The sequence below is a fragment of the Campylobacter sp. JMF_06 NA1 genome, from assembly GCF_027737785.1.
Classification (GTDB): domain Bacteria; phylum Campylobacterota; class Campylobacteria; order Campylobacterales; family Campylobacteraceae; genus Campylobacter_B.
The window spans coordinates 467,929-491,002 of the sequence record NZ_JAOVUA010000001.1 but is presented as its reverse complement, the minus strand read 5'-3'; the positions used below and the strand labels follow the sequence as shown (position 1 = coordinate 491,002).

Sequence of the window (23,074 nt, the reverse complement as noted above, 5' to 3'; positions counted from 1 at the left end):
AGAATTTTTTAATTTTTTTTTGAAAGGAAGCTGTATGAAGGTAATTTCGACAAAAAAAGCCCCAGGTGCCATTGGGCCGTATTCACAAGCAATCGTCGCAAATGGATTTGTTTTCACTTCTGGTCAGATTGCGCTCACGCCAGATGGCGAGTTCGCTGGCGGCGATGTGAGAGCGCAAACTACGCAGGTTATGGCTAATTTAAAAGCGATTTTGAAAAAGGCTGGAAGCGACTTTGACCACGCGATTAAAACCACGATTTTTTTGGCTGATATGGGCGATTTCGCGGCGGTAAATGAGGTGTATGGCGAGTATTTCAAAGACACTAAACCAGCCCGCTCAACCGTTCAGGTCGCAAAACTCCCAAAAGACGCTCTTGTAGAAATCGAAGTCATCGCAAGTGTGAAATAATTCACAAAATTTTACTAAAAATTTTACAAATCATAGGAAAAAATTCCTATGATTTTTTAAATTTAGCCCAAAATTTGGGCGCGAAACTAAAAATCTCACTCGCTTCTGGCGTCGCTGATTTCATATCCGAAATTTATCGTTTTTGTCTCGCCGTTATTTAGCCTGAATTTCCAGCTTGCTCGGCCCTCAGTGTCGATATTATCAGCTTTTGTGCCACTTTTATCAGTGATTTTGACTTTCTCGTCCGCGCTTAGTGGCATTTTAGCGAGTAGTTCGATATCCCAAGCCCTTGCGCTGGTGTTTTTCACCTCGTAATTCCAGCTAGAAATCGTGGTTTTTTTGGTGCCAAAAAAGTTTTCTTTGGTGTTTTTCTCATCGATTTTTTTGGTGACTTTGATTAGGCGATTTTGTCCTAAAAACACGCTAGTATCCACACCCGCAGGTATTTCCTCGCGCCAGTCCTGGCCTGCATTTACTCTGTCGATTTCGATTGTCGTAAGGGCGTGGTTGAGTGGTTTTTCAAGCTTTGTTTTGGCCTGCAAAAACGCTAAATTTTGGCTGTATGCGTCGATAAAAATGCTAAATTTCGCCTCTAAAATTTGCTTGTCAAAGTCGATTTTCGCGCTCTCATTTGGCGCAATGCTTAAATTTTCAATCGTGTATGAGTTCGATAGTGTGAGCTGGGCGTTTGTCGCCTGCACGGTGTGGTTGCTCATCGCAGCCCTTGGCGCGGCACTTAGCATGGCTTTTTGCATATACACGCCATCTGCTTCGTATGTTTGCCCACCGATATATTGCGCCTGAAACGGCCTTGGGGCGAGCAGGGCAGAATATGCATATGGATAAATCGTCACACTAAGCGCGTCAAGAGCCGAATTTAGCGGGTTTTTCACGCGGATTGATTGCGTGATAGTAAGCTTTTGCTTCTCTGTATCGGCGCTGATTTTCGCGCTCGCTCCCTCGTTTAAAAACACCGCGTATCGCAACGCAACGCTCTTTGGCGCGCACGCAAAGCTTAAATTCGCATGCCTCATTTGCGCGCTAGGTGTGCGTGCGATTTGCTCGTTTAGCGCGCTCTCATCGGCTTGAAGCTTAGCTATATTTTCAAAATCTCTTAGCGTGCCCATGTAAAATTCATCCGCATTTCCGCTGCCAGAACTAGCCAAACTTTTGCTAAATTCAATCTTAGCCTGGATTGCCTTTTTTTGCGCTACTACCTTTGCAAGGGCTTCTTCTAGGCGTTTTCTCTCATCGCTTTTTATCTCATAAATCCCGCTGTCCCCTAGGTTTTCTAGCTCGCACTCGCTTTTGATTTCAAGCAGACCTAAATCGAGCGTGGCGGGGATTTCTACGCTAAATTTCGCAGAGTCCGGGCTAAAAGTTTGGGTCAAAAAACTATCGTTTTGATAAATTTCGATGAAATTTTGCTTTGGTTTTTCTAGCTCGTTTGCGCCACAGAGCGCGCACGATACGATTAGTGGCAGGGTTAGGCTTTTCATTGCATCTCCTTAAAAATTTTCAAAATATTAGTAATTTAAAGTAAATGGTAGTTTAAAAGTGTAAAATGAAAGCTTTATAAAATTTTTAGGGGTGAAATATGCTAGAAGCGCAAGACTGGGAGTTTTTGAAGGGAAATTTTTGCGATAAATTTGATTTTGAGGGCGATGATTTGGGCTTGATTTACAAAAACGCGTATAAAAAGCGCCTAAGAGCGGGGCAGATAATCTATGCTAGCGAGGATTGTTTGGGCTATGTTTTGCTTCGTAGCGGGCTTTTGCGCGCATTTATCGGCACTGGGGGCAAGGAGCTGACCGTTTTTAGCATACAAAACGGCGAGAGCTGTATGATCTGCGATACTTGCAAATTCGCCCTTGCCCAAAACCGCCTTAGCGTCGAGGCTAGAAGCGAGTGTGAGCTTATCGTAATCCCGCCAAGCATTTTCAAAATCCTAAAAGAACGCTACCCTGCTGTGCTAAATTTCGCCCTAGAAATCGTAGCCAAACGCTTTTCGCAAGTCATAATGGCAAGCGAGCAGGCGATTTTCGCGCCACTTAGCGAGCGCATAATGGGCTTTTTGCGCGAAAATTTGGGCGCGAACGGCGAAGTGTGCGCGACGCACGAAGATATAGCCAATCATATCGGAAGTGCCAGAGAGGCGGTATCGCGCGTGCTAAAAGAGATGGAAAAATCAGGCAAAATCGCCCTTAGCAGGGGCAAGGTCGTGGTGATTGAGATTTGAAATTTTTAAATTTTGCGTTTTGTTTAAATTTTGGTTTGCAAAATACTGCGCCGAAATTTTTTGAAATTTTAAAATTTTTAGAATTTGGCTAAATTTTAAAATTTAGCCAAATTTTGCGTTAAAACAGCCCCTTTAAAATCCCCTTGACAGCCTCTTTTGCCTTGTCTTCACGGCTTTTTTCTTTGGCGTTGTTTTGCGTGTCAGTGTTTTGCCCTGATTTAGACCCCTTATCGCCTAAGAGTTTGTCGATACCTTTGCTGATTTCTTTGTTTAATTTTTCCTTCAAATACGCAGAATCGACGCTATATTTTGGGTTTTGCGTAGTGCCGGTGATTTGGACGCTAATATCCGTTTTTTCGATATTTGCCTTAACTGGGATATTGATTTGCTTGCTTTGGGTGTCAAATTTGCCCCCGCTCACATTTAGCTTGCTTTTTTGCGCGCTCATATTTGTGTTAAAAGTGATTAAATTTTGCACGATTGTGCCGTCCAAGGTTACATTATTATAAACTTCGCCGGCTAAATCGCGACCTAAAATTTTGCTTACGACGCCCATAAAATCGCTACTTTTGAGGCGTCCTTGATTTATGAGGGAGTTGAATTTGCCCTTTTTGGCCTTTGTGTTGTAGCTAAAATCCATGTCCCCAATGCCGTCGTAAATGTGGCGCACACCAAGCATATCGGTCAGGTCTTTGACTGCGAATTTCGTGAGTTTGACGCTGACATCATCGTTTATCATTTTGCCGTTCATCGCCCCGCCAAGGATATTTGACGCAAACGAAACGGCGAAATTTTTAGGCTTGTAATCAATTTTGCCGTTTCCATTAAATTTGCCAAACAGCTCAATGCCAGTTAGAAACTTCATCTTGCTTAAATTTGGCACATTTACGCCATAATCGGCGTTTAGAGTGCTAGTTTTGAGATTATAAGTGCCAGTTATTTTGTCGAAATTCGCCAAATCTGAGCCGAGTTTGGCGGTAAAATTCGCAAGCGAGTTTTTGATATTTGCACCCAAATTTAGGCTAAATTTCGTATCGCTTGGGAAAGATTTGCCACTAAGTTTGTCAAGGTATTTTTTATAAAGCACGCCATTAGCGATATTTGCGCTAAGTTCGCCGTTTATTCCAGAATCTAGATTTAGCTTGGCTTCGCCGTTTATCGCGCCATTTCCGATAGCTTCCATGCCCAAAAACGAGGTTATAACTGCCAAATTTAGCGATTTTGCGCGCACGCTTAGCGCGCTAAGGTTGCCACTAGCTATCAAATTTCCGCCAAGCGCGTCGAGATTTAGGGCTAGGTTAGCTAGTTTGCCCGATTTTAGCGTGATATCAGCCACGCCCTTGCCAGAGCCTGAAAATTTCTGCCCTGTGATGTGAGAGAGTTTGGCAAAGTCGCTAATAGCGAAATTTACGCTTGCTTTGCCGTCTTTGCTAGGCGCATTATACGCGCCATTTATCACGGCTTTAAGGCCATTTTTAAAGGCGTTTATGTTTGTGTTTTTTAGCGTGAAATCCTTAAAATCGCTGATTAGCTCGCCACTAGCGAGTAAATCGCCAGAGGTTTCGTAGTTTATGATTTTGGCTAAATTTTTAAGCTCAGGCACGCTTAGGGTAAAATCGCTTTGAAGGGTGCGTTTTTGCATATCAAAAACGCTATTTTTCGCGCTTAAATTTGCTAAATTTGAGCTGATTTCGCTCGTAGCTTTGGCGATACCCTCGCTCACGCTGATATCGGAGTTTAGCGCGATTTTAACGCCACTTGGGATAGTTATGTTTAAATCTTTTAGCGCCTTTTCATTTAACAATAAATTTTGCGATTTTATGGTTGCACTGCCCTCTGGTGCGCCGTTTGTGGCGATGATATTGGAGTTAATGGCGACATTTCCGCTGGCGTAAAGTGGCTGACCTGCCACGGCTAAAATTTTGGCGACATTTAAATTTGGCGCTACGATTTGCAGGTCTGTGGGCATGAAATCTGTGAGATTAGCTAGGAATTTCACATCGCTATCAAACGCCCGTCCTGCGCCGTTTGCGCTGATTTTTTGCATATTTCCTAGCACGCGACCATTTAGCGAAACCGCCTCGCCGTCAAGTGCTACGCCAAAGCTTTTTAGATCTTTTGCGTTTAGCTCGTAGTTTGTGTCGAAGCTTTTGGAAAAAATGTCGTATTTGCCCACCAAATGCGCCGAAATTTCGCCATTAATTAGCGCCGTAATGTCGAAATCGTCGCAGTTAAGGTCGAATTTATCTAGCTTAATATCAAAGCCTGTTTTTTGCGAGAGGTAACGCTCGATATGTGGCTTAGTGATAGAGTTGCCAAAATCGCTCCAAAGTAGCGCGAAAACCCCGCCGAAAATCAATCCGATAAAAACCAAAATTCCTATGATATATTTCATAATTTTCCCTTTAAAATTTTTCTTCGATTTTATCGCATTAGATTAAAATTTTATGCCAAAAATTTTGATAAAATAGGGCAAAATTTACTAAATTTCAAGGATTTTTCATGCTACCGCTAAAACAAGTGGAAAATAAAAAAAATAAAAGATTAAATCAAATTTTTGAATTCATCAAATCTCGCCCCGCAAAAACGCAAGAATTAGCCCAAATTTTCGGTGTCAATGCAAAGACGATAGGTAGAGATATGGAGATTTTAAAGGGTTATGGCGTGGTAAAAGAGGGGTGGAGCTGGAAATACGACCCTAGCGCGCAAATGCTGGATTTAAGCGACGAGGAGAGGCTTGTGCTAAGCCTGATAGCAAGTCTGTGCGAAAACATATCCTCTGACTTTTATTTCAAAAATAGCGAGCTGATTTCTGGGCTACTTGGGGGCATGGACGAGCAGATTTTGGCGTTTTTTGGCAACGAAAAGCTGGATAAAAAATCAATAGAAAAATTTAGCCTTGTCCAAAAAGCGATAAAAAACAAAAATATCATTAAATGCACTTACGGCAAGCATGAATTCAAAGCAAAACCCCTAAAAATCGCGTTTTTGGAAGGGTTTTGGTATTTGTTTGTGTTCGACTGCGGCGAAGGGGATAGGTTTAAGAAATTTCACTTCAAAGATATCGAAAATATAAAAATCACGCCCGAGGTTTTCAAAACATCCGCACAGGTGCAAAAGCGCATAAAACAGGCGCGCTCGGTGTGGTTCGAGTTAGAAGACAAGTATAGGGCGAGGCTGTGGATAGATGAAGTGATCGCGAAGTATTTTAGGCGCAAGCCATATATCAACTGCGATTTTACAAAGGAGTGCGAGGACGGCTCGATCGAGATTGAGTTTGGGTTTAGCAATCCTATGGAGGTCAAACCGCTGATTTATCGGTTTTTACCACATATCAAGGTTGTCGAACCAGCCTGGCTAAATGATGAGATAAAGGTGGAAATCGCGGGGTATCTAGGCGAGATAAGCTAGTCTTGCAAACTTTGCTTATCGTGCGATTTACAAATAATTAGCTTCAAGCCTATCGTTTATGCCATCTAGTCTGTGCTCTAAATCGATTATTGTATTTTCTAAAACCGCTATTTTCTCTTCTAAATTTGATATTTTTTTCTCCAAATTTCGCTCGTTGTCTTGCATATCGATTATTGTGTCTTTTACAAATTCTATATCGTTTTTTAAATCCGATACTCTTTCTTTTAAACTATCATCGTAGTATGGCGAATAATCAGTAATTTTTCTATCGCCAACTTTGAAATCTTTGATTATTTGTATAGCTTCTTCTTCGTCCTTGACACTAAATGTGCCAAAATGAGCACCTGCCGGTCTGAAAAGTCCAAAACTAATCTTGTTGTCTTGCGTATCGACAAGGCAAGCCATTCCGCGGCTATCATTAACAAACGCATTTGAGCCTTGTTTTCTTTTTAAAGCACCGATTTCTAGCGGGAATTTGTCTAAATTTAGCATATTTTCTATCCTTTCTTTTAAATTTCGATTGGATTTTACTCAAAATTTCAGACACTTTTGTGTCAAATTTAGCCACGAAAATTTTTAAATTTGACAAATTTTCGGTGATTTTATCACTATGCGTGCGCTCCTAAAATGCTATAATCGCGCCAAATTCGTAAAATTTAGAAAAAAAGGAGAGAATATGCAAAGCATAAAAAGCCGTATGATTCGCATAGTAATCGGCGCGATAATCATGGTAGTCGGGGCGTTTTATCACAGCTGGTGGGGCGCAGTGGGACTAATCCCGTTTGTCGTGGGTGTGAGTGGATTTTGCCCTGCGTGCTATTTTTTGAATCGTTGCAAACTGCCACAAAAATAAAATTTAAAAGTAGGGCAAGCTTGCCCTACAAATTAATTCGAAGTATTTGAATCGCTTGAAGTGTTGTTGATATAGGCGTTTGTGCTGATTTTGTTCCACTCGCGGCCGATTTTTAAAAACGCTCTTTGGCTATCCAAAATCTCTTTGAAAAGCGGATCTTTCGCGCTTTCTTCATCTAAAATTTCATTTGTCGCGCTTCTTAGCTTCTCGACTACATCGGCTGGGAAATTGCGGACTTGCACATTTGGAAACTGCGCTTTAAGCTCTGCCCAAATTTTAGAATTCTCGTAAAAGCCCTTGTTTTGGAAGTTTTCGCCAGCCATACGAGCTGCTGCTTCGATGATAGCTTGCAAATCAGCAGGAAGTTTCTCAAAAGCCTTTAAATTTACCAAAATTTGGCAATCCCCAGCTGGTTCTTGCCAGCCTGTGTAGTAGTAGTTCGCCACTTTGTGGAAGCCAAGAGGCATATCATACACCGGGCTTACCCACTCCACAGCGTCGATTGTGCCCATTTCTAGCGCCATAAATAGCTCGCCAGTTGGGACAGTGTTTATTGTAGCGCCTAGTTTGCTCATTACCTCGCCACCAAAGCCAGGAATTCTAAATTTAATGCCTTGCAAATCGGCTAACGAGTTGATCTCTTTTTTAAACCAACCGCCCATTTGCATGCCGGTTGAGCCCATTAGAAATGTTTTCATGCCATACGCGCTAAACATTTTGTCATTTAGCTCTTTTCCGCCACCATAATAATACCAAGCGTGTTGCTCATCAGTAGTCATACCAAATGGCACGGCAGTCCATAGCATGGTCTTTGCGTCCTTGCCTTTGTAATAATACAGCGAAGTATAGCCTAAATCATACTGACCGCTTTTGACGAAATCAAAAACACCAAAGCTGGCTTTGTGTTTTGACGGAGTGTCGATACGAATCTCTAAGCGTCCGCCACTTAGCTCTTCGGCGTATTTTTTAAACTCATTAGCCGCGTCGCCAAGGACAGGCATAGTGCTCTCCCAGGTGCTAGCTAGGCGCAAGCGATATTTTTTCTCCGCTGCAAAAGCGTGGGTTGAAAAAAGCATTACAAATGCTAAAACTAAAAATTTTTTCATAAAAATCTCCCTTCAATAAATTTTTAAAATTTTAATTAAATAATTCAGGTTTGTTTGCGCGCAAAAACTCAACCACAGCGATTGGCTCGTCTGCACCCTGCGCGTCTGAGTTTTGCAAAACAGCGTCGATATTTTCGATATAGGCTTGCGCGGCGGCTTGGAGTTTGTCGCGCTTGACGCCAGCGTAGATTAGCATGGCTTCGAGTGTGATATTTAGCTCGTAGATTAAATCATCGTTGCTTAAATTTTCGTTTTCAGATTTCATTGTCTGCCTTTTGGGTTTTTAAATTTATAAGTTGTTCGATTTGGGACTTTATCGCTTCGTATGAATTCGCGTCCTTAAAGCCGATGAAAATCCCGCCACTAGCGTTCGCGTGTCCGCCACCGCCAAGTAAATTTTTCGCCATTGCGCTCACATCGACTTTGCCATTTGCACGGAAACTTAGCGTTTTTTTCGAGGTTACATCGATGAAAAAGTCCATATCGGGGTTGCGCGTCAAAAAGTCATTTCCGATGACACTGACATTGCCGATATTATAGGTTAAAATGCCCTTAAAGCCCTCGTATTGGATACTAAATCTCTCTTTTTGCGCGCCAAGAAGAGTTACGACATAATCTGAGATTAGGTTGCTTAGTGTGTCATTTCGCTCGGCGTTAAAAAAGCTTTTTTTGATAGCGTGAAGCGCGTCATCTAGGGCGATGTGAGGCTCATTTAAATTTTGAAATTCAAAAATTTTATTTAGCAAGAAATTTATATACTCTCTGCTTTGCTCTTCGAACATGATTTTGTTGATCTCTTTTGCATTTGAAACCATACCAAGGCAAACCTTGCCAAGCTCAAATTCGTTCTCATCTTTTAGCCAGATATCGACTGCATTTACGACTTTGACAAATTTCGCTAGCTCCTCGTCCTCGCCAAAAATCGCGCTGAAAAAATCATAGGTGATTTTGGTAGCGCAACGAGAATTATCCAGCAGATACCAAGGGTGCTTCTGCGCGCACTCTGCGCCACTTTGGTGATGATCGAGCAAGAAAATTTTGGCGTTTTTTTGCGCTAATTGTGTTTGAAATTTCTCACACTGAGCGGGGAGTAAATTTAGATCAGTTATCAAAACAAGTGATTTTGCATTTGGGTTAGTTTGCAAATTTTCATCGATTTTGCCCAAAATTTGGTCAAATTTTTCGACGATTTCTTTGCCATAATTTGCGTTAAAAAATTCCACGCCACTAAGGTAGTGCGCGACTACTAGCTGGGCAGAGTATCCGTCTAAATCGGTGTGGCTTAGGTGGTAAATTTTCATTAACGCTCTTTTTTGATAATGTCTTGCAAGGTAACATTTTGCATATACTCATCGACTTTGTCTTGAAGCTCGTTAAACATGAGATTTACGCGACACAAAGCCCGTCCGTTTGGGCAGCCTTTGGTGCCTTCTTGTGTGCAATCAAAAATCGAAGCTTTGCGTTTTTCGGCACTTGTGATGATTTCAAGCAGGGTGATTTCGCTAGGTTTTTTGGCTAGGCTAAATCCGCCTTTGGCGCCTTTAAATGAGTTTAAAAGCTTGCTTCTAGCTAGGCTTTGCAAAATTTTGGCTAAAAAACTGCGTGAAATTTGAAGTTTTTCAGATATCGTATCGACATCCACAGACTCGCTATTTTGATTTTGAGCTATGCAAATCATCGCAAGTAGGGCGTATTCTGACGCTTTTGTAAAGAGCATTTTCTCTCCTTTTTTGATAAATCCGACTATTTTACCCAAAAAAAGCAAAAATTTAGGTAAATTTAGTATAATTACCACTTATTTTATTTCACCGATCAGGAGGTCATTATGGCTTTAGACACGGCTCAAAAAGCACAAATAGTTGCGAAATTCGCTAGAAAAGAGAAAGATACAGGTTCAGCAGAGGTGCAAATCGCGCTACTTTCTGCAAAAATTGCATATCTTACAGATCATATCAAAGCAAATCCAAAAGATTTCTCATCTCGCCTTGGACTACTTAAAATCGTAGGCCAAAGAAAAAGAATGATGAAATATCTAAAAAACAAAGATTACGCTACATATTCAAAACTAGTTGCAGAACTTGGTTTAAGAGATAAATAATTTCAGTTTTTATTTTGTCTTAAAGCGCGTCTAGCCCCGCTAGATGCGCTTTTTTTATAATTAAAAATTTAAAATTTTTAAGTGATAATCATCAATTTATAACGCACAAAACACAGCGATATTCAAATTTTAAAAGCCTATACCTAAAATTTAGTAATCTTATGCGAAAAATTTTCGTGTGCTGTGCTTTGTATGGGACATACAAGTTGAAATTTTTTATTATAAAAAAAATTAAACATCGCAAAGATAAATTTTGCATTATAAAATTTTATAAATTCGGTGATAAAAATTTTTCAGTTTTGACGACTTTATTTGTTATATTTACTCGTAGTAAAAAACAATAAAAATTTTCATAAATTTCCCCAAAAATTCCCAAATTTTACCCCATTTTAAGTGGGGGGGGGTAAAATATTAACTTTATTTTTTTATAAAAGGCGGAAAATGATTGATAGCGTGGTTGCAAGCGAGCTGTTTATAAACGAGGATATTTTGACATTTTGGGCAGGCAGAAACAAAGAAATCTGCGATATGTGCGTGGCAAACGAAAATTTCGATCGTATCAAACGCTACAATATTTCGCTATCAAATCTCAAAGTCGATACTTTTAGAGCCGGGCATGTGCTTTTTGGCGATGTGGGCGATATATTTTTGAAATTCAGTGCGGGACGCATTAGGTTTTACGGCGACAAGGCTCCGAGGCTGTATCAGGGCGTGTGCCATACCAAAACAAGAATCGGGCGAAAAGATGTGGAGTTTCACTTCGTCTATGCCTCGGCTTACGACGCTAGCGACAATCTCATCGAGGTTTTGCACATCGCAAACGACAAAGAGACTATGTTTTGCCTCGTCGATATCATGCTAAATGGCCAAGATTTCAGCGTCGATGAATACCATGCGCCGACTAAAATCGACCTTGACGCTGACCACACTAGAAGGGTTGCGAGCGTAGATGTGCGAAATCAGCAGTGGAACATAAACACCGCCAAAACAGCCGAAAAAGCCAAAGACGAAAATTTAGATAGTGAGCTTATGAAACGCTCTAAATTCGAGGTTGCAGGGCAGATTTCGACCCTGCTAGAAAAGCACAAAGAGACGCTGAAAAATATCACAAATAGAAGTGGCGAGAATTTTTACGATTTGTATGCGAAATTTGGCGTTTATGACGATTTTTTGAAAATCGAGAGCTACAAAAGTGCGCTTGGCGATATCCAAACAATCCTAAATAAAATTTATAAAATCAAATTTGACAGGCTTTTGGACTGAAATTTGGGTCAAATTTGGCTTTTTGTTTGAAATTTGCGTGAAATTTTACGATAAATTTTACGATAAATTTTATGATAAATTTTGCGCAAAATTTCAAGTAAAATTTGTGCTTGAATTTTTGATTTTTTTTTGTCATTGTGAGCGGGCGACAGCGAAAAATTTGCCTGATTTGTCATTGCGAGCTTTCCTAGAAAGCGAAGCAATCCAGTAAAATTTAGAGAGAATTTTAAAATTATAAAAATTGATTTAAATTTCCCTGGATTGCTTCGGCGATACTCGCCTCGCAATGACAAATCAGAGGTCGCTGAATTTTGATTGCAATGCCACACGCACCCTTAAAATAGCTTCTTGTGGCAAAAAAACAATAAAAATTTCCAAATTTCGCGCTCAAATTCTTTGTAAATTCCCCAAATTTTACTCAATTTTAAAAGGGGGGGGTGTAAAATATAAGCTTTATTTTGTTAAAAATTTAAGGAATCATGGTGAAAATGTCTTTTAATATCACAAGTGGTTTTAGCTTTGAAAAATTTATAATGACACCTAGTCAAGAATTTATTATAAATTATTTTAAAAATCAGTTTTTATTAGAAATAGAAAATCCTATAAATTTATTATCAAGTCCATATTTTAGAGATTTTATGCGAAAAGCTTTTGATAATAATTTACAATATTTTATGGTTTATTGCAGAGAAATTCCACTTGAATTTATAAAAGAAATTTTTTCCGAACTAAAAGGAAAAAACGGAGTAGAATTTGATAAAAAATTCGATTCTTTGCGAGCCGAATTATATGCTATGGATTATTTCATTAAAGCTGGTTTTGAGCTTATAAAAAGAGATAAACGAGAAAATGGCGATTGTGATATCTTTGTGCAAAAAGATAAGAAAAAATACAACATAGAAGTTAAAGCAAAAGAGAGCGATGATGTGAAATTGCGTAGATTAAGCGATATTTATAATGGATATTCTTGTTTCCGTCAATATTCGTTTTTACGCGGCGAGCTTTTAAATCTAAAATTTTTATACGAAAATCCATATAAATGTTGGGATAACATAAAAGATGAAGTTAGATTATCGTTAAATGAGCTGAAAAAAAGTGGCAAATTTGAAGGCATATTTATAAAAGCTATATTTGATAAAGTAGAAAGAAAAGAAAAATATCGAGATGATAAAGTTTGGGATGAGTGTGTAAGCGACTGTTGTATGGCAGAATGGAACGAAAACAATAAGGAATTTATTAAAAATAAAATCAGGGATTTGTTTATTGGTGGCGATAAAGGCAATGAAAAACACATAACAAAATTAATAAAAAAATCAAAAAATTTTGAAAACTACATAGGGTTTTTATACTGGGTTTTGCCGTATAAAATTTACCCTGATTTTGGGGTGATAAAAGAAGCATTTTGTGAAATAATTGCGGAGTTAAATATAGATTTTGATTTATATGTGTGTTTAAATCATGATAGATTTGAGAAAAATTTCATTTTTAAAGCGAGTTCAAATAATGTGGTTTGATGATAATAAAAAATATAATGTTGTAAAAAAATATCGAAATGGTTATTCGCTGGTTACTCTAAATGGTAAATATGGTGTCGTTGATTATAGTGGGAGCATAAAAATTCCTTGTATTTATGACCGTATTTATCAGCCAGAATTTGAAATTATTTATGAAGTCATCAAAGATAATAAACGTGGCGTGGTTAATGAAAAGGGCAAAGAGATAATTCCTTGTATTTATGATAAATTATATGCTATGACCTCATATACCGATGACCTTGATAAAAAGTTAAAAGAGGAGCTGAAAAAGGAGTTAGATGAGAAGTTGGAAAAGTGGTTTATTCCTTATGAGGTGGTTAAAGATTATAAACATGGTGTGATATGCTTAATTGAGATAGAAAAAGGTTCTTATTATATTACTAAGGAAATAATTCCTTGTATTTATGATGACATCACCACAATTAGATTATCTTTGCGATGTAATGAGCAGTATTGTAAGGAAGATGAATATTTTAAAGTTATAAAAAATGAAAAATATGGTTTAATGGACAAATATGGTAAGGAAATAATTCCTTGTGCAATGTTAGATTATTATGATGTTATAGATATTTTTGATGATAAAATTTACAAAGTTAAAAAAAATGATAAATATGTTTTAATAGATAAAACTGGCAAAGAAATAATCTCTTGTGATTGGAGAGATTGTTGGATTTATAAATTTAGTGATGAATATTATATAATTAACAAAGGCTATAATAAATATGGTTTAATAGACGCAACTTTATTTAATGAAATAATTCCTTGTATTTATGAAATAGAATTGGGCGATAAGAATTTATCTTTTTGGCATCAAAATATCGATGATGGTGAAAATAAAATATTACTTTTTGATTTTGATAAAAACAAAACACCTGCTGTTTCCTTGGATATTTTTAACGACGATAACTGTGCGATATTAAAAATTATAGGTGCGAGAAAAGCAATAATTGCTAAAAATGGTAATTTTACGATGGTAGAAGGCCATATAGAAAAATTTGGATTTTTTTATATAGCACGGTATTATCATATTAGAGAACATAAGACTAAGTCTCGCGACTGGACCAGCGAAACAATACGTCTTTGGGTTGTTAGAAATGGAGTATGTGTTAAAGAAATAAATAGGGAATACAAATATTCCAAAGTAGGAGATAATATTGTAGTAATTGACCGAAGTGTTTTTTTTAGTAATGGAATACAAATGGATAATGTTGATATAAAATGGCTTAGAGATGAACATTATTTAATTTGTGACGAAAAAAGAAAAATCGGCATAATTGATAAAAATGCAGAAATTATTATTCCAATAATTTATGAAAAAATTGAAATTTTTGATGATGAATACTATGTGGCTAGCAAGTATTTAGATAGAACTTATAAGTGTGTTTTGATAGATAAAACTGGCAATGAGATAATCTCTTGTGATTGCAACTGGATTTATGAATACAACGATGAATATTATAAGATTGAAAACAATAAAAAATTTGGCTTGATTAATAAAAATGGCAAAGAAATAATTGATTGCATTTATGATGATATTGAAACATTTAGTAACGAGTGTTATAAAATTAAAAAAGGCAATAAATACGGGATTATAGATAAAACCGGCAAAGAGTTAATACTTTGTGATGAAATAGGAAGTGTAGAAAGCGGAGGATTTGCCAAAGCTACAAAAAATGAAAAAGTAGGCTTTATAGATGAAAGTGGTAATGGATTTTTTACATTTCTTATCGATAGAAATAAGACTTATATGAAAGATGATCGGATATGGATAAGAAAAAATAATGATATTTTTTACGCAAAAAATAATAAAGCTATATGGAGATATGCAAATAGTAACGAAAACGGTATTTTTCTTGTAGAAAGATTTGACAAAGAAATAAAAAAATTTGTTGATATCAATGGAAATATTTTTATCGATGATTTAGTGGTCTTTAATGAGAATTCTAAATTTGGTATCAAAGACCTAAATACTGGCGAAGTTATCGTAAAAGCGGTTTTTCGTGTCAAACCAAAGATAATTAAATTTATAGCCAATAATATTATACAAATCAATGTAAATGACATAGAAATGCTAGTCGATAACGAAGGTAATATATTAAAGGTGTTGCAGAAATGAATATGGGGATTTCTGTTTATTAAGTCGGAATTTGAAAAATTTCCAAAATTTATTTAAATTTCACTGGATTGCTTCGGCGATACTCGCCTCGCAATGACAGCAAATTTAGCGTAAGTAATTTCAGGCTCACAGATTGCTTCGTCGCTTTGCTCGCAATGACAAATCAAAAAATTTTCAAAATTTCACGCTCAAATTCCGCAAATTTCACGCCAAATTTCACTCGCCAGAGAAATCCTCTGCTACCATTGCGGCTAGGCGGAGTTTTTCATTATCGAAATGCGTGTAAATGCGCGAGGTATTCAGGCTTGCATGCCCTAGGGCTTCTTGGACTAGCACCAAATCTTTTTCGCGCTTGTAAAGCATGGTCGCAAAGGTGTGGCGTAGCATGTGCGCGCCGTTTTTTTTCTTGCGAATTCCTACGCTTAAAAGCAGTTTTTCTACGATTCTGCTGATATAAGCCTGCGTGAGCGCCGAGCCTTTTTTGTTGGTAAAGACATAATCATCTTTGTTTGCAAAATTCGTTTCCAATGCGTCCAAATCGCCCTGGATAAGGCGCTTTTTTATCATTACGACGCGGTATTTATTTCCCTTGCCTCGTATCCGCAATACATACAAATCTCCGTCCTCGCTGATATCCTTGCGGCGCAGGTTTATCGCCTCTCCGACGCGGATTCCTGTGTAGATAATCACCTTTAAAATCAATCTATTTCTATGGGTAAATTTCTTAAAATCCGCGTTATTTATCGCGCCGATAAATTTTGAAATTTCATCTTCGCTTAAAAACTCAGGCAGTTTCACGCCACGATTTCCGCTCACGCCACCCCAGCTTTTAAGCTCTATTCCGTAGTTGTGCGAGGCGCCATTAGTTTCGTTTTGGCGGTCGATGAAGCCAAAAAAGTTTATCACGGCGATTCGGTAGTTTTTTTTGCTCGCATCGCTAAGCCCTCCCGTGATAGAGGCCAAAACCTCGCTTAAAAGCTCTTCGTCGATATTTTTCATGCTTTCTAGCTCATAGGATAAAAGCGCGTTATAGAGCTTAAAAAGCGGGTTGAAATATGTATTAATGCCCGTTAGTCCCGCGTTTCTAGCGTCTTTGGCTAGGGTTGAGAGAACTTCGATATTTGGGACATTTTTGGCTAGTGCCATTATGGTTTTGCTAAACAGCTCCTCGTTTTTAAGCTCTTTGTTTGAAAGCGAGCTTAGCTTATACCTGACGAATTTAGCCATCCAAAAAAGTAGCGAAGAGGCGAAATTTTCTTTGGCGTCTAGGGGTTGTTTCATTTCTCGTCCTTAAATATCACAAACGGCAACATTAGTGTGTTTTTGATGAGATTATATGGGGTTTTTAAAACATCTGTGGTGACGGCTGTGGAGTAGGTCGGCTTGCTCATAGTGCCTCGAATTTCGATGATAGTCGAGATTGTCTTATCCTCGCCCAAAATTATTTGATTTAAAAGCGGGATTTTCGAGATTATCGAGCTTGCGTCTTTGAGATATTTTAGCTCTAAATCAATATTTAGCGCGCCTGATTTTAGATTTACTTCGCCGTTTCCTGCGATATCTGCGCTCGTGCCCTCAAACTGCATTGCGTTTAGATAAATTTTATCCTCGCTACGGCGGAAGTAAATTTTGCCGTTTTTCACGCTAAATCCGCGGTCATTAAAATCCGGCGTTTTAAAAGCCAGAAGCGAAGGGACGGAGTTTAGGAAGCTAAGGAGTTTTTGATAGACGATATAATCTTTCAAAAATGTATTTTCGACCAAAATCTCCCCTCGATAGTTTCTCGGATCGATTCCGCTGGCTTTGAGCGTGAAATTTCCGCTATCGAAGCTTTGCGAGCCGATGATTTGATTCAGTTCCCTGCCACTGATATTTTGTGCGAAAATTTGAAATAGGCTTTTTTTGAAAATTAGCTTAAAATCGCCTTGCTTGAATTTCGCATTTAGGCTCATATCCTTGCCAGAAAGCGAGCCTGAATACGACACCAAGTCGATAGTTTTGTTCATATCAGTTAAAATCACAGATGAATTTGTGCCAGAAAAGTTAAATTTCGAGCGCGCAGAATTCGAACCTGAGTTAAATTCACTGGTTTGGACGCTAGTATTTATCATGATATCGAGGTCTTTGAGCGTGATATTTGTGCCAGCCTTGCCACTACTAAAACTTAGTTTGCCATTGCCCGTAGCGCCATTTAGCGAGTTTCCTGCGACCTTTAAATTTAGGCTATCGCTATTGTAATACCTGCCATTTTTTTCTATCAAACCAAAGTCAAATTTCAAATTTTTGCTAGTGATTGTGAAATTTGAAAAATCAGCCGTGCTAATGTGCGCATCACCGCCCGTGATTCCGATAGTTTTGAGGGTTTTGGAAAAATTTATTAGATCTTTTATCTGGGCCACATTTATGTCGATTTTATCGCCAAATCTCATATCCGCACCTAAAAACTGCGAGTGCAAAATCGGCGCAACCCCGCTAAAATCGAGCGTGAGATTGTCTTTGACATTTGAGAATTTTAAAATTTCATTATCCCCAGCCGTGATATTAAAGCTTTTTATCTCTCCGCTAAATTTAGCCTTTCGCGTGGTAAAATCGATAGTCCCGTCAGCCGTGGCGTTGAAAATTTCATTGCTTAGATTTGAGTTTTTGATATCAAGCTTTTTCTCCGTGATATGCACGCTAGCGTGGCTGCTTTTAAATTTCGCTTTTGAAATCATAATTTCGCCGTTTTTTAGGCTCACATTTGCATCTACGATTGCATTTTCTTTTACAGGGTTTATGTCGATTAGCACTCGTGCGTCGATTTGCTCGGCCTTGCTGACATACACTGGCTCATTTATGCCATAAAACGCCAAAATATCAATCAAATCCTTGCCGATATTTTCTTTGGTGCGTAAATCAAGCGCGACAATCGGCTCTCCGCTAAAAATTTGCTTGATTTTCACCCCAGAGCCATCAAGGCTAATGCCATTAAAGGTCGGATTGCCGATAGCTATATCTAGCGTGCCGTTTTCTAGCGTGATATCAGCACAATCAGCCAAAACTGGCGAAACTGTGCTAGCGAAGCTCACATTTAAATCCTGCGCGCTGGCTCTTGCGAAAATGCGCTTCTCATCGGCGTGGGGATCATCTAAATCAATGGCGATTTTTAGGGTGTCGATGTAGTATTTCTGCGCTACGACCAGCCCATAAATCCACTCTTTGGCGTGAGGATTGAGGCCTGTGAGCACGCCAAGCTCGTCCATAAAGCGTTTTAGGCTCGTGGCGTGGGCGTTTGAAATCTCTAAATTTAAATTTGAGCCTATATTTAGCGCAGAAATTTCGCCTGAGATTTCATGCGAAGCAAATGTGCCGTTAAAATCATAAATGCTAGATTTGAAATTTGCGCTAGCCTCGCCTTTAAGCGTGGCATTGAAGTCTTTGAGCGAGATTTCATTTACGCTTACTTTTAGTCCGTTGCTAAGCTGGCTAAGGCCTGCGTTTATGCGAAAATAGCGAGTGTCGATAAAAAATATATCATTGTGGTATAAAACCTCGATTTTATCCTCGCCAATGCGCAAATTTTGGATATTAATTTCCTCGAAAAATTTCATCGCAAGGGTAAATTTCTTGCTATATTCGATGAGTTTTTCGTTTTTTTCCCTAAGCTCGGCTGGGGTTTTTGGCGTAGGATTTGCGTCTGAGAGCTCTTTTTTGTTGATTTGCAGATCTTTTACGCGCAAGATTAGATTGTTTTCAAGCTTTAAAAAAAATCCCTCGATTTTGACGAATTTATTCTCAAATTTATCGATTTTTACCCCTGTTTTTATAAAGATAATTCCACTCATAAAAAGTAAAAGCAAAATGGTAAAAAATCCGTAGATTATCTTTCGTATCACACGCTCTCCAAACTTTTGGCTAAATAAATTTGTGCGTATAATATAAAATTTAGGCAAAATTTGGGCTTATTTTCGTATAATTTCGCAAAATTTGATTAAGGAAAATTATGCAATCTTTGGGCAGGCTTATCCGTTTTTTATCTTTTGTAGTTGAAATTTTACTAATTTTCGTAGCAGTTATTTTCTGGGATTTTCACCAAAGCGCGCAAAACCCAAAAATCGTCGCAGTAGGGCAAGGAAGCGCGGTAAAAATTTTATCATCGCTGGGGACTGGGGCGAGATTTGGCAAGACTCACGCTAGACTTCTCTCGCTTTATGGTGGCGCAAAAACCGGTGAATTGGAGCTTAGCGCGGAAAATTTACCAAAATATAGATTTTTATACGAGCTAGCTCACGCAAAGCCTGTGATGAACGAAATCAAGCTAATTCCTGGCGAGACCACGATAGTATTTTTGCAAAATTTAGCCAAATCCCGTGCGTTAAGTTTTGAAATTTTAGAGAGCGAATACAACGCAACTGCGCCGTTTTATGAGGGATTTTTGGTGCCTGAAACCTATAAAATTAATAAAAACGAAAACGAAAAAAATATCATTAAAATTTTAAGCGCGAGTGCGAATAAATTTCACGCCGAATTTAGAGAAAAACACTGCGCCGATTGCAACGATACAGCCTATAAAGAGGCGCTAATCAAGGCTTCGATTATCCAAAAAGAGGCCGCAAACGCTGATGAAATGCCAATCGTAGCCTCAGTGATTGAAAACCGCCTAAAAATCGGCATGCGACTTCAAATGGACGGCACGCTAAATTACGGGCCCTATTCGCACACTAGGGTTACGCCAGCGCGTATCCGCACCGATACTAGCCATTACAACACATACTTAAATGACGGCCTGCCACACGAGCCTGTGTGTGTGGTCTCGCCAAACGCGATAAAAGCGGTCTTTGCGCCAGCAAGCACTGAATTTTTATATTTCATGCGAAATAAAAAAACAGGCTTGCATGATTTTGCTAAATCGCAGGCCGAGCACGAGCGCAATGTCAGAGCCGCACGAAATGCAAAATAACAAAAAGGAGAGATTATGGCGATTTACTACACTTACACGGACGAATCCCCAGCCATAGCCACACACTCGCTACTACCGATAATCGAAGCGTTTTTACGCTCGGAAAATATCGAGGTGAAAATGGCTGATATTTCGCTTGCTAGCAGGGTTTTGGCGAATTTTAGCGAGTATCTAAGCGAGGAGCAAAAAACTAGCGATGATTTGGCGTTTTTGGCAAATTTGACCAAAAATAGTGACGCAAATATCATAAAACTACCAAATATTTCAGCCTCGCTTCCACAGCTTAAAGCCTGCATTAGCGAGCTTCAAGCGGGGGGTTATGCTTTGCCAAACTACCCTGATAACGCACAAAGCGACGAGGAAAAATCTATCAAAGCCCGCTATGCAAAGGTGCTAGGAAGCGCGGTAAATCCAGTCCTTCGTGAGGGCAACTCAGACAGACGCGCCGCAAAAAGCGTCAAAGACTACGCTAGGGCAAATCCTGTGTGGAGTGCCCAGTGGAGCGGGAGCGAGCAAACCTGCGTGGCGAGCATGAGCGGGGGCGATTTTTACGCTTCTGAGAAATCGAAAATTTTCGCTAATGGTGCAAATTTAAGCATAAATTTCATTTGCGCTAGTGGAGAGAAAACCTGCCTAAAAACCCTGAAAATCGAAGCTGGCGAGGTCGTAGATAGCGCGTTTATGAGCGTGAGCGAGCTTGATAATTTTATCGCTGTTAGCGCGCAAAAAGCCAAAGAAAGCGGGCTTGTGTATAGCGCGCATTTGAAGGCTACGATGATGAAGGTAAGCGATCCTGTGATTTTCGGACGATTTGTGAGCGTGCTATTTGGGGGAGTTTTCGCTGAATTTGAAGACGAGTTTAAAAGTCTTGGCATAAATGCAAACGACGGGCTAAAAGCGGTTTTTGAGAAAATAAAAAATTCGCCAAATTTCGCCCAAATAAAGGCTAAATTTGACGAAGCGTTTGCAAATTTGCCCGAAATTTATCATATCGACGAAAATACGACAAATTTCGATATGCCAAATTTGGTAATAATAGACGCCTCAATGCCTGCGATGATACGAAACGGCGGGAAGCTACGCACCAAAGGCGGGCAAATGCGCGAAGCAATGGCGGCTATCCCTGATAGAAGCTACGCTAAAATTTATGAGGCGATGATTGAGGATTTGAGGGCACATGGGTTTTTGGACCCTGCTAAAATCGGAGCCGTGGCAAATGTGGGATTAATGGCGCAAAAAGCCGAAGAATACGGCTCGCACGATAAGACCTTTATCATGGAAAATGACGGGCGTATCGAGGTTGAGAACGAAAATGGCGAAGTGGTTTTTGCGTATGATTTGCAAAAAGGCGATATTTTTCGCATGACGCAAACCAAAGAAAAAGCGATTAAAAACTGGGTAAATTTGGCGTTTTCGCGCGCTAAAATCAGTGGCGAGAAGCTGATTTTTTGGCTAGATGAGGCTAGGGCGCACGATAGAAATATAAAAGAAATTTTGTTAAACGAAATCGCTCAAAATGCCGAATTTAAGGGCGCAAATTTTGAAATTTTAGATCCGTATGAAGCTGTAATCAAGACAAACGAGATTATTCGAAGCGGGCAAAATGTCATAAGCGCGACGGGAAATATTTTGCGCGATTATTTGACCGATTTATACCCGATTTTGGAGCTTGGAAGTAGCGCGAAAATGCTCTCAATCGTGCCACTTTTGGAGGGTGGAGCGATGTTTGAGACGGGTGCTGGTGGGACTGCGCCGGATTTGGTGGCTATGATGAGGGAACAAAATCACCTTAGTTGGGATAGTTTGGGCGAGTTTATGGCGCTGTGTGAGGCACTGGAATTTGTAGCGCAAAAAGAGCAAAACAAAAAAGCAAAAACCCTAGCAAATACGCTAAATGAGGCTATTTTTAGGTATTTAAATGAAGCAAAATCCCCAAGCCGCGAAGTAGGGCAAAATGATATTCGCGCAAGCCACTATTTTTTGGCTAAATTTTGGGCGGAAGAATTGGCAAAATTCGAGCCAAAATTCGAGCAAATTTATGCAAAATTTAGCGAAAACGAGGCGGAAATTTTAGATGAATTAAACGCGGGGCAGGGCAAAGGCGTGGATTTTGGCGGATATTTTATGCTAGAATTTGACAAAATGCAAAAAATCATGCGCCCAAGCAAAATTTTAAACAAAATCATAGAGGAAATTTAATGAAAATAGCAATAATCGGAGCTGGAAATATCGGCGCAAATGTCGCAAACAATGTGATTGTAAATGAAAATTTAGCCAAATCTATCAGCGAAATCGCGCTTGTGGATATCGCAGAAAATATCGCGCGTGGTAAGGCGCTGGATTTGGCGCATTTAGCGAGCCTTTGCGAGTGCGATGTGAAAGTGCGCGCTGGAAGCGAGCCGGAGCTTTTAGAGGGCGCAGATATCGTCGTAATCACGGCTGGGCTTACGCGAAAAGCGGGGCAAAGCAGGGAAGATTTGCTTAAATCAAATGCCAAAATCGTGAGCGAGTGCGCGAGGAACACAGCTAAATTCGCCCCTAATGCGATAATCATCATCGTAACAAATCCGCTTGATTTAATGGTTTTGTGCGCGCAAAAAGCAAGCAATTTTGCACCTAGTCGCGTTATCGGCATGGCTGGCGAGCTAGATAGCGCGAGGCTGAAATTTGAGATTGCGAAATTTAGCAGGGATAAAATTTCGGCTCTAAATGCCCCAGTGGTAGGCACTCACAACGATGAAATGGTGATTTTAAAGGACGAGATAAACGCTAAAATTTCAGCCACTGATTTAAACACTGCCTCGCAAAATACCCTAAATAGTGGCAAAAGCGTCGTTAGCCTGCTTGGCACTTCGGCGTATTTTGCCCCTGCTGGCGGTATCGTAAAAATCATAAAAAGCATAATCGCAGATGATAACAAAACCCTAATTTGCTCTGTGGTAGATGAAAATGGCGTGCCATTTGGCAGGTTTGTGAGTATCGGCAAAAACGGCGCAACACCCCTAGAATTCGAGTATCCGTTGGAATTTAAGAAAAAATACAACAAAATGGGGCAAAGCATAAGAGAACTTGAATTTTAAATTCGCGGCAAATTTGCAAAAACGC

21 protein-coding genes are annotated in these 23,074 nt (G+C 39.3%); 12 read left to right on the top strand and 9 right to left on the bottom strand.

Annotated features, from left to right (window positions below; all coding sequences use genetic code 11):
• Positions 1–34: 34 nt before the first annotated feature.
• Positions 35–409 carry a RidA family protein gene (locus tag OFO07_RS02495; RefSeq protein ID WP_270859012.1) on the top strand — a complete coding sequence of 125 codons (375 nt, stop codon included), beginning with the start codon at positions 35–37 and terminating at the stop codon, positions 407–409.
• 95 nt (positions 410–504) lie between these two features.
• On the opposite strand, the gene OFO07_RS02490 is transcribed toward OFO07_RS02495, so the two are convergent.
• Positions 505–1,908, bottom strand: a complete 1,404-nt coding sequence (locus OFO07_RS02490; protein WP_270870825.1) for a DUF4139 domain-containing protein — start codon at positions 1,906–1,908, stop codon at positions 505–507.
• A gap of 98 nt (positions 1,909–2,006) precedes the next feature.
• Here OFO07_RS02490 and OFO07_RS02485 point away from each other — a divergent pair, with 98 nt between their 5' ends.
• Complete coding sequence (locus tag OFO07_RS02485; protein ID WP_270864916.1) at positions 2,007–2,648, top strand: Crp/Fnr family transcriptional regulator; 642 nt, start codon at positions 2,007–2,009, stop codon at positions 2,646–2,648.
• 118 nt (positions 2,649–2,766) lie between these two features.
• Here the strand turns inward: OFO07_RS02485 and OFO07_RS02480 are convergent, their stop codons facing one another.
• Positions 2,767–5,043 (bottom strand): hypothetical protein, encoded by a 2,277-nt coding sequence (locus OFO07_RS02480; protein WP_270870824.1) that lies wholly within the window; start codon positions 5,041–5,043, stop codon positions 2,767–2,769.
• Positions 5,044–5,168: 125 nt separating this feature from the next.
• On the opposite strand from OFO07_RS02480, the gene OFO07_RS02475 reads away from it, so the two are divergent.
• Positions 5,169–6,059 carry a helix-turn-helix transcriptional regulator gene (locus OFO07_RS02475; RefSeq protein WP_270870823.1) on the top strand — a complete coding sequence of 297 codons (891 nt, stop codon included), beginning with the start codon at positions 5,169–5,171 and terminating at the stop codon, positions 6,057–6,059.
• A 27-nt stretch (positions 6,060–6,086) separates the two neighbouring features.
• Here OFO07_RS02475 and OFO07_RS02470 read toward each other — a convergent pair whose 3' ends face one another.
• Positions 6,087–6,551 (bottom strand): hypothetical protein, encoded by a 465-nt coding sequence (locus OFO07_RS02470; RefSeq protein WP_270870822.1) that lies wholly within the window; start codon positions 6,549–6,551, stop codon positions 6,087–6,089.
• Positions 6,552–6,735: 184 nt separating this feature from the next.
• Between OFO07_RS02470 and OFO07_RS02465 the strand changes: the two genes are divergently transcribed.
• Positions 6,736–6,912, top strand: coding sequence for a YgaP family membrane protein (locus OFO07_RS02465; protein WP_270870821.1), 177 nt, complete (start codon positions 6,736–6,738; stop codon positions 6,910–6,912).
• Between the two features lie 32 nt (positions 6,913–6,944).
• Here the strand turns inward: OFO07_RS02465 and OFO07_RS02460 are convergent, their stop codons facing one another.
• The 4 genes from OFO07_RS02460 to OFO07_RS02445 are packed head-to-tail and all read right to left on the bottom strand — an operon-like array spanning position 6,945 to position 9,735.
• The gene (locus tag OFO07_RS02460; RefSeq protein ID WP_270868269.1) at positions 6,945–8,018 is read right to left on the bottom strand and encodes a TRAP transporter substrate-binding protein; all 1,074 of its coding nucleotides are present in this window, start codon (positions 8,016–8,018) and stop codon (positions 6,945–6,947) included.
• 31 nt (positions 8,019–8,049) lie between these two features.
• Positions 8,050–8,283 carry a hypothetical protein gene (locus OFO07_RS02455; RefSeq protein WP_270870820.1) on the bottom strand — a complete coding sequence of 78 codons (234 nt, stop codon included), beginning with the start codon at positions 8,281–8,283 and terminating at the stop codon, positions 8,050–8,052.
• Positions 8,273–9,319: a DHH family phosphoesterase gene (locus OFO07_RS02450; RefSeq protein ID WP_270870819.1), complete on the bottom strand. Its 1,047-nt coding sequence runs from the start codon at positions 9,317–9,319 to the stop codon at positions 8,273–8,275. The genes OFO07_RS02455 and OFO07_RS02450 overlap by 11 nt, the downstream gene beginning before the upstream one ends.
• On the bottom strand, positions 9,319–9,735 hold the full coding sequence (locus tag OFO07_RS02445) for an Rrf2 family transcriptional regulator (RefSeq protein WP_270858996.1): 417 nt from the start codon (positions 9,733–9,735) through the stop codon (positions 9,319–9,321). The genes OFO07_RS02450 and OFO07_RS02445 overlap by 1 nt, the downstream gene beginning before the upstream one ends.
• 108 nt (positions 9,736–9,843) lie before the next feature.
• Between OFO07_RS02445 and rpsO the strand changes: the two genes are divergently transcribed.
• The 5 genes from rpsO (at position 9,844) to OFO07_RS02420 (ending at position 15,030) form a co-directional block, all read left to right on the top strand.
• Positions 9,844–10,116: a 30S ribosomal protein S15 gene (gene rpsO, locus OFO07_RS02440; RefSeq protein WP_270858995.1), complete on the top strand. Its 273-nt coding sequence runs from the start codon at positions 9,844–9,846 to the stop codon at positions 10,114–10,116.
• A 441-nt stretch (positions 10,117–10,557) separates the two neighbouring features.
• On the top strand, positions 10,558–11,379 hold the full coding sequence (locus OFO07_RS02435; protein WP_270870818.1) for a hypothetical protein: 822 nt from the start codon (positions 10,558–10,560) through the stop codon (positions 11,377–11,379).
• 22 nt (positions 11,380–11,401) lie between these two features.
• Positions 11,402–11,590 (top strand): hypothetical protein, encoded by a 189-nt coding sequence (locus OFO07_RS02430; RefSeq protein ID WP_270870817.1) that lies wholly within the window; start codon positions 11,402–11,404, stop codon positions 11,588–11,590.
• 277 nt (positions 11,591–11,867) lie between these two features.
• Positions 11,868–12,893, top strand: coding sequence for a hypothetical protein (locus OFO07_RS02425; RefSeq protein WP_270870816.1), 1,026 nt, complete (start codon positions 11,868–11,870; stop codon positions 12,891–12,893).
• Complete coding sequence (locus tag OFO07_RS02420; RefSeq protein WP_270870815.1) at positions 12,883–15,030, top strand: WG repeat-containing protein; 2,148 nt, start codon at positions 12,883–12,885, stop codon at positions 15,028–15,030. The genes OFO07_RS02425 and OFO07_RS02420 overlap by 11 nt, the downstream gene beginning before the upstream one ends.
• Before the next feature lie 216 nt (positions 15,031–15,246).
• Here OFO07_RS02420 and OFO07_RS02415 read toward each other — a convergent pair whose 3' ends face one another.
• Together OFO07_RS02415 and OFO07_RS02410 are read right to left on the bottom strand one after the other, a co-directional pair.
• Positions 15,247–16,311: a tyrosine-type recombinase/integrase gene (locus OFO07_RS02415; protein ID WP_270870814.1), complete on the bottom strand. Its 1,065-nt coding sequence runs from the start codon at positions 16,309–16,311 to the stop codon at positions 15,247–15,249.
• A complete protein-coding gene (locus OFO07_RS02410) occupies positions 16,308–18,905 on the bottom strand; it encodes a YhdP family protein (protein ID WP_270870813.1) in 2,598 nt (865 codons plus the stop codon). Before OFO07_RS02410 ends, OFO07_RS02415 begins: the two co-directional genes overlap by 4 nt.
• Positions 18,906–19,012: 107 nt before the next feature.
• Between OFO07_RS02410 and mltG the strand changes: the two genes are divergently transcribed.
• The 3 genes from mltG to OFO07_RS02395 are packed head-to-tail and all read left to right on the top strand — an operon-like array spanning position 19,013 to position 23,049.
• Positions 19,013–19,969: an endolytic transglycosylase MltG gene (gene mltG / locus OFO07_RS02405; RefSeq protein WP_270870812.1), complete on the top strand. Its 957-nt coding sequence runs from the start codon at positions 19,013–19,015 to the stop codon at positions 19,967–19,969.
• A 15-nt stretch (positions 19,970–19,984) separates the two neighbouring features.
• On the top strand, positions 19,985–22,168 hold the full coding sequence (locus OFO07_RS02400) for an NADP-dependent isocitrate dehydrogenase (protein ID WP_270870811.1): 2,184 nt from the start codon (positions 19,985–19,987) through the stop codon (positions 22,166–22,168).
• Positions 22,168–23,049: a lactate/malate family dehydrogenase gene (locus tag OFO07_RS02395; protein ID WP_270870810.1), complete on the top strand. Its 882-nt coding sequence runs from the start codon at positions 22,168–22,170 to the stop codon at positions 23,047–23,049. Before OFO07_RS02400 ends, OFO07_RS02395 begins: the two co-directional genes overlap by 1 nt.
• The last annotated feature ends 25 nt before the right edge of the window (positions 23,050–23,074 follow it).

What these genes read in the sequence shown, in the direction of transcription:
- OFO07_RS02495 (WP_270859012.1), top strand. Translation starts at nt 35, where the DNA reads ATGAAGGTAATTTCGACAAAAAAAGCCCCAGGTGCCATTGGGCCGTAT.
- OFO07_RS02490 (WP_270870825.1), bottom strand. Translation starts at nt 1,908, where the DNA reads ATGAAAAGCCTAACCCTGCCACTAATCGTATCGTGCGCGCTCTGTGGC.
- OFO07_RS02485 (WP_270864916.1), top strand. Translation starts at nt 2,007, where the DNA reads ATGCTAGAAGCGCAAGACTGGGAGTTTTTGAAGGGAAATTTTTGCGAT.
- OFO07_RS02480 (WP_270870824.1), bottom strand. Translation starts at nt 5,043, where the DNA reads ATGAAATATATCATAGGAATTTTGGTTTTTATCGGATTGATTTTCGGC.
- OFO07_RS02470 (WP_270870822.1), bottom strand. Translation starts at nt 6,551, where the DNA reads ATGCTAAATTTAGACAAATTCCCGCTAGAAATCGGTGCTTTAAAAAGA.
- OFO07_RS02465 (WP_270870821.1), top strand. Translation starts at nt 6,736, where the DNA reads ATGCAAAGCATAAAAAGCCGTATGATTCGCATAGTAATCGGCGCGATA.
- OFO07_RS02460 (WP_270868269.1), bottom strand. Translation starts at nt 8,018, where the DNA reads ATGAAAAAATTTTTAGTTTTAGCATTTGTAATGCTTTTTTCAACCCAC.
- OFO07_RS02455 (WP_270870820.1), bottom strand. Translation starts at nt 8,283, where the DNA reads ATGAAATCTGAAAACGAAAATTTAAGCAACGATGATTTAATCTACGAG.
- OFO07_RS02450 (WP_270870819.1), bottom strand. Translation starts at nt 9,319, where the DNA reads ATGAAAATTTACCACCTAAGCCACACCGATTTAGACGGATACTCTGCC.
- OFO07_RS02445 (WP_270858996.1), bottom strand. Translation starts at nt 9,735, where the DNA reads ATGCTCTTTACAAAAGCGTCAGAATACGCCCTACTTGCGATGATTTGC.
- rpsO (WP_270858995.1), top strand. Translation starts at nt 9,844, where the DNA reads ATGGCTTTAGACACGGCTCAAAAAGCACAAATAGTTGCGAAATTCGCT.
- OFO07_RS02435 (WP_270870818.1), top strand. Translation starts at nt 10,558, where the DNA reads ATGATTGATAGCGTGGTTGCAAGCGAGCTGTTTATAAACGAGGATATT.
- OFO07_RS02425 (WP_270870816.1), top strand. Translation starts at nt 11,868, where the DNA reads ATGTCTTTTAATATCACAAGTGGTTTTAGCTTTGAAAAATTTATAATG.
- OFO07_RS02420 (WP_270870815.1), top strand. Translation starts at nt 12,883, where the DNA reads ATGTGGTTTGATGATAATAAAAAATATAATGTTGTAAAAAAATATCGA.
- OFO07_RS02415 (WP_270870814.1), bottom strand. Translation starts at nt 16,311, where the DNA reads ATGAAACAACCCCTAGACGCCAAAGAAAATTTCGCCTCTTCGCTACTT.
- mltG (WP_270870812.1), top strand. Translation starts at nt 19,013, where the DNA reads ATGCAATCTTTGGGCAGGCTTATCCGTTTTTTATCTTTTGTAGTTGAA.
- OFO07_RS02400 (WP_270870811.1), top strand. Translation starts at nt 19,985, where the DNA reads ATGGCGATTTACTACACTTACACGGACGAATCCCCAGCCATAGCCACA.
- OFO07_RS02395 (WP_270870810.1), top strand. Translation starts at nt 22,168, where the DNA reads ATGAAAATAGCAATAATCGGAGCTGGAAATATCGGCGCAAATGTCGCA.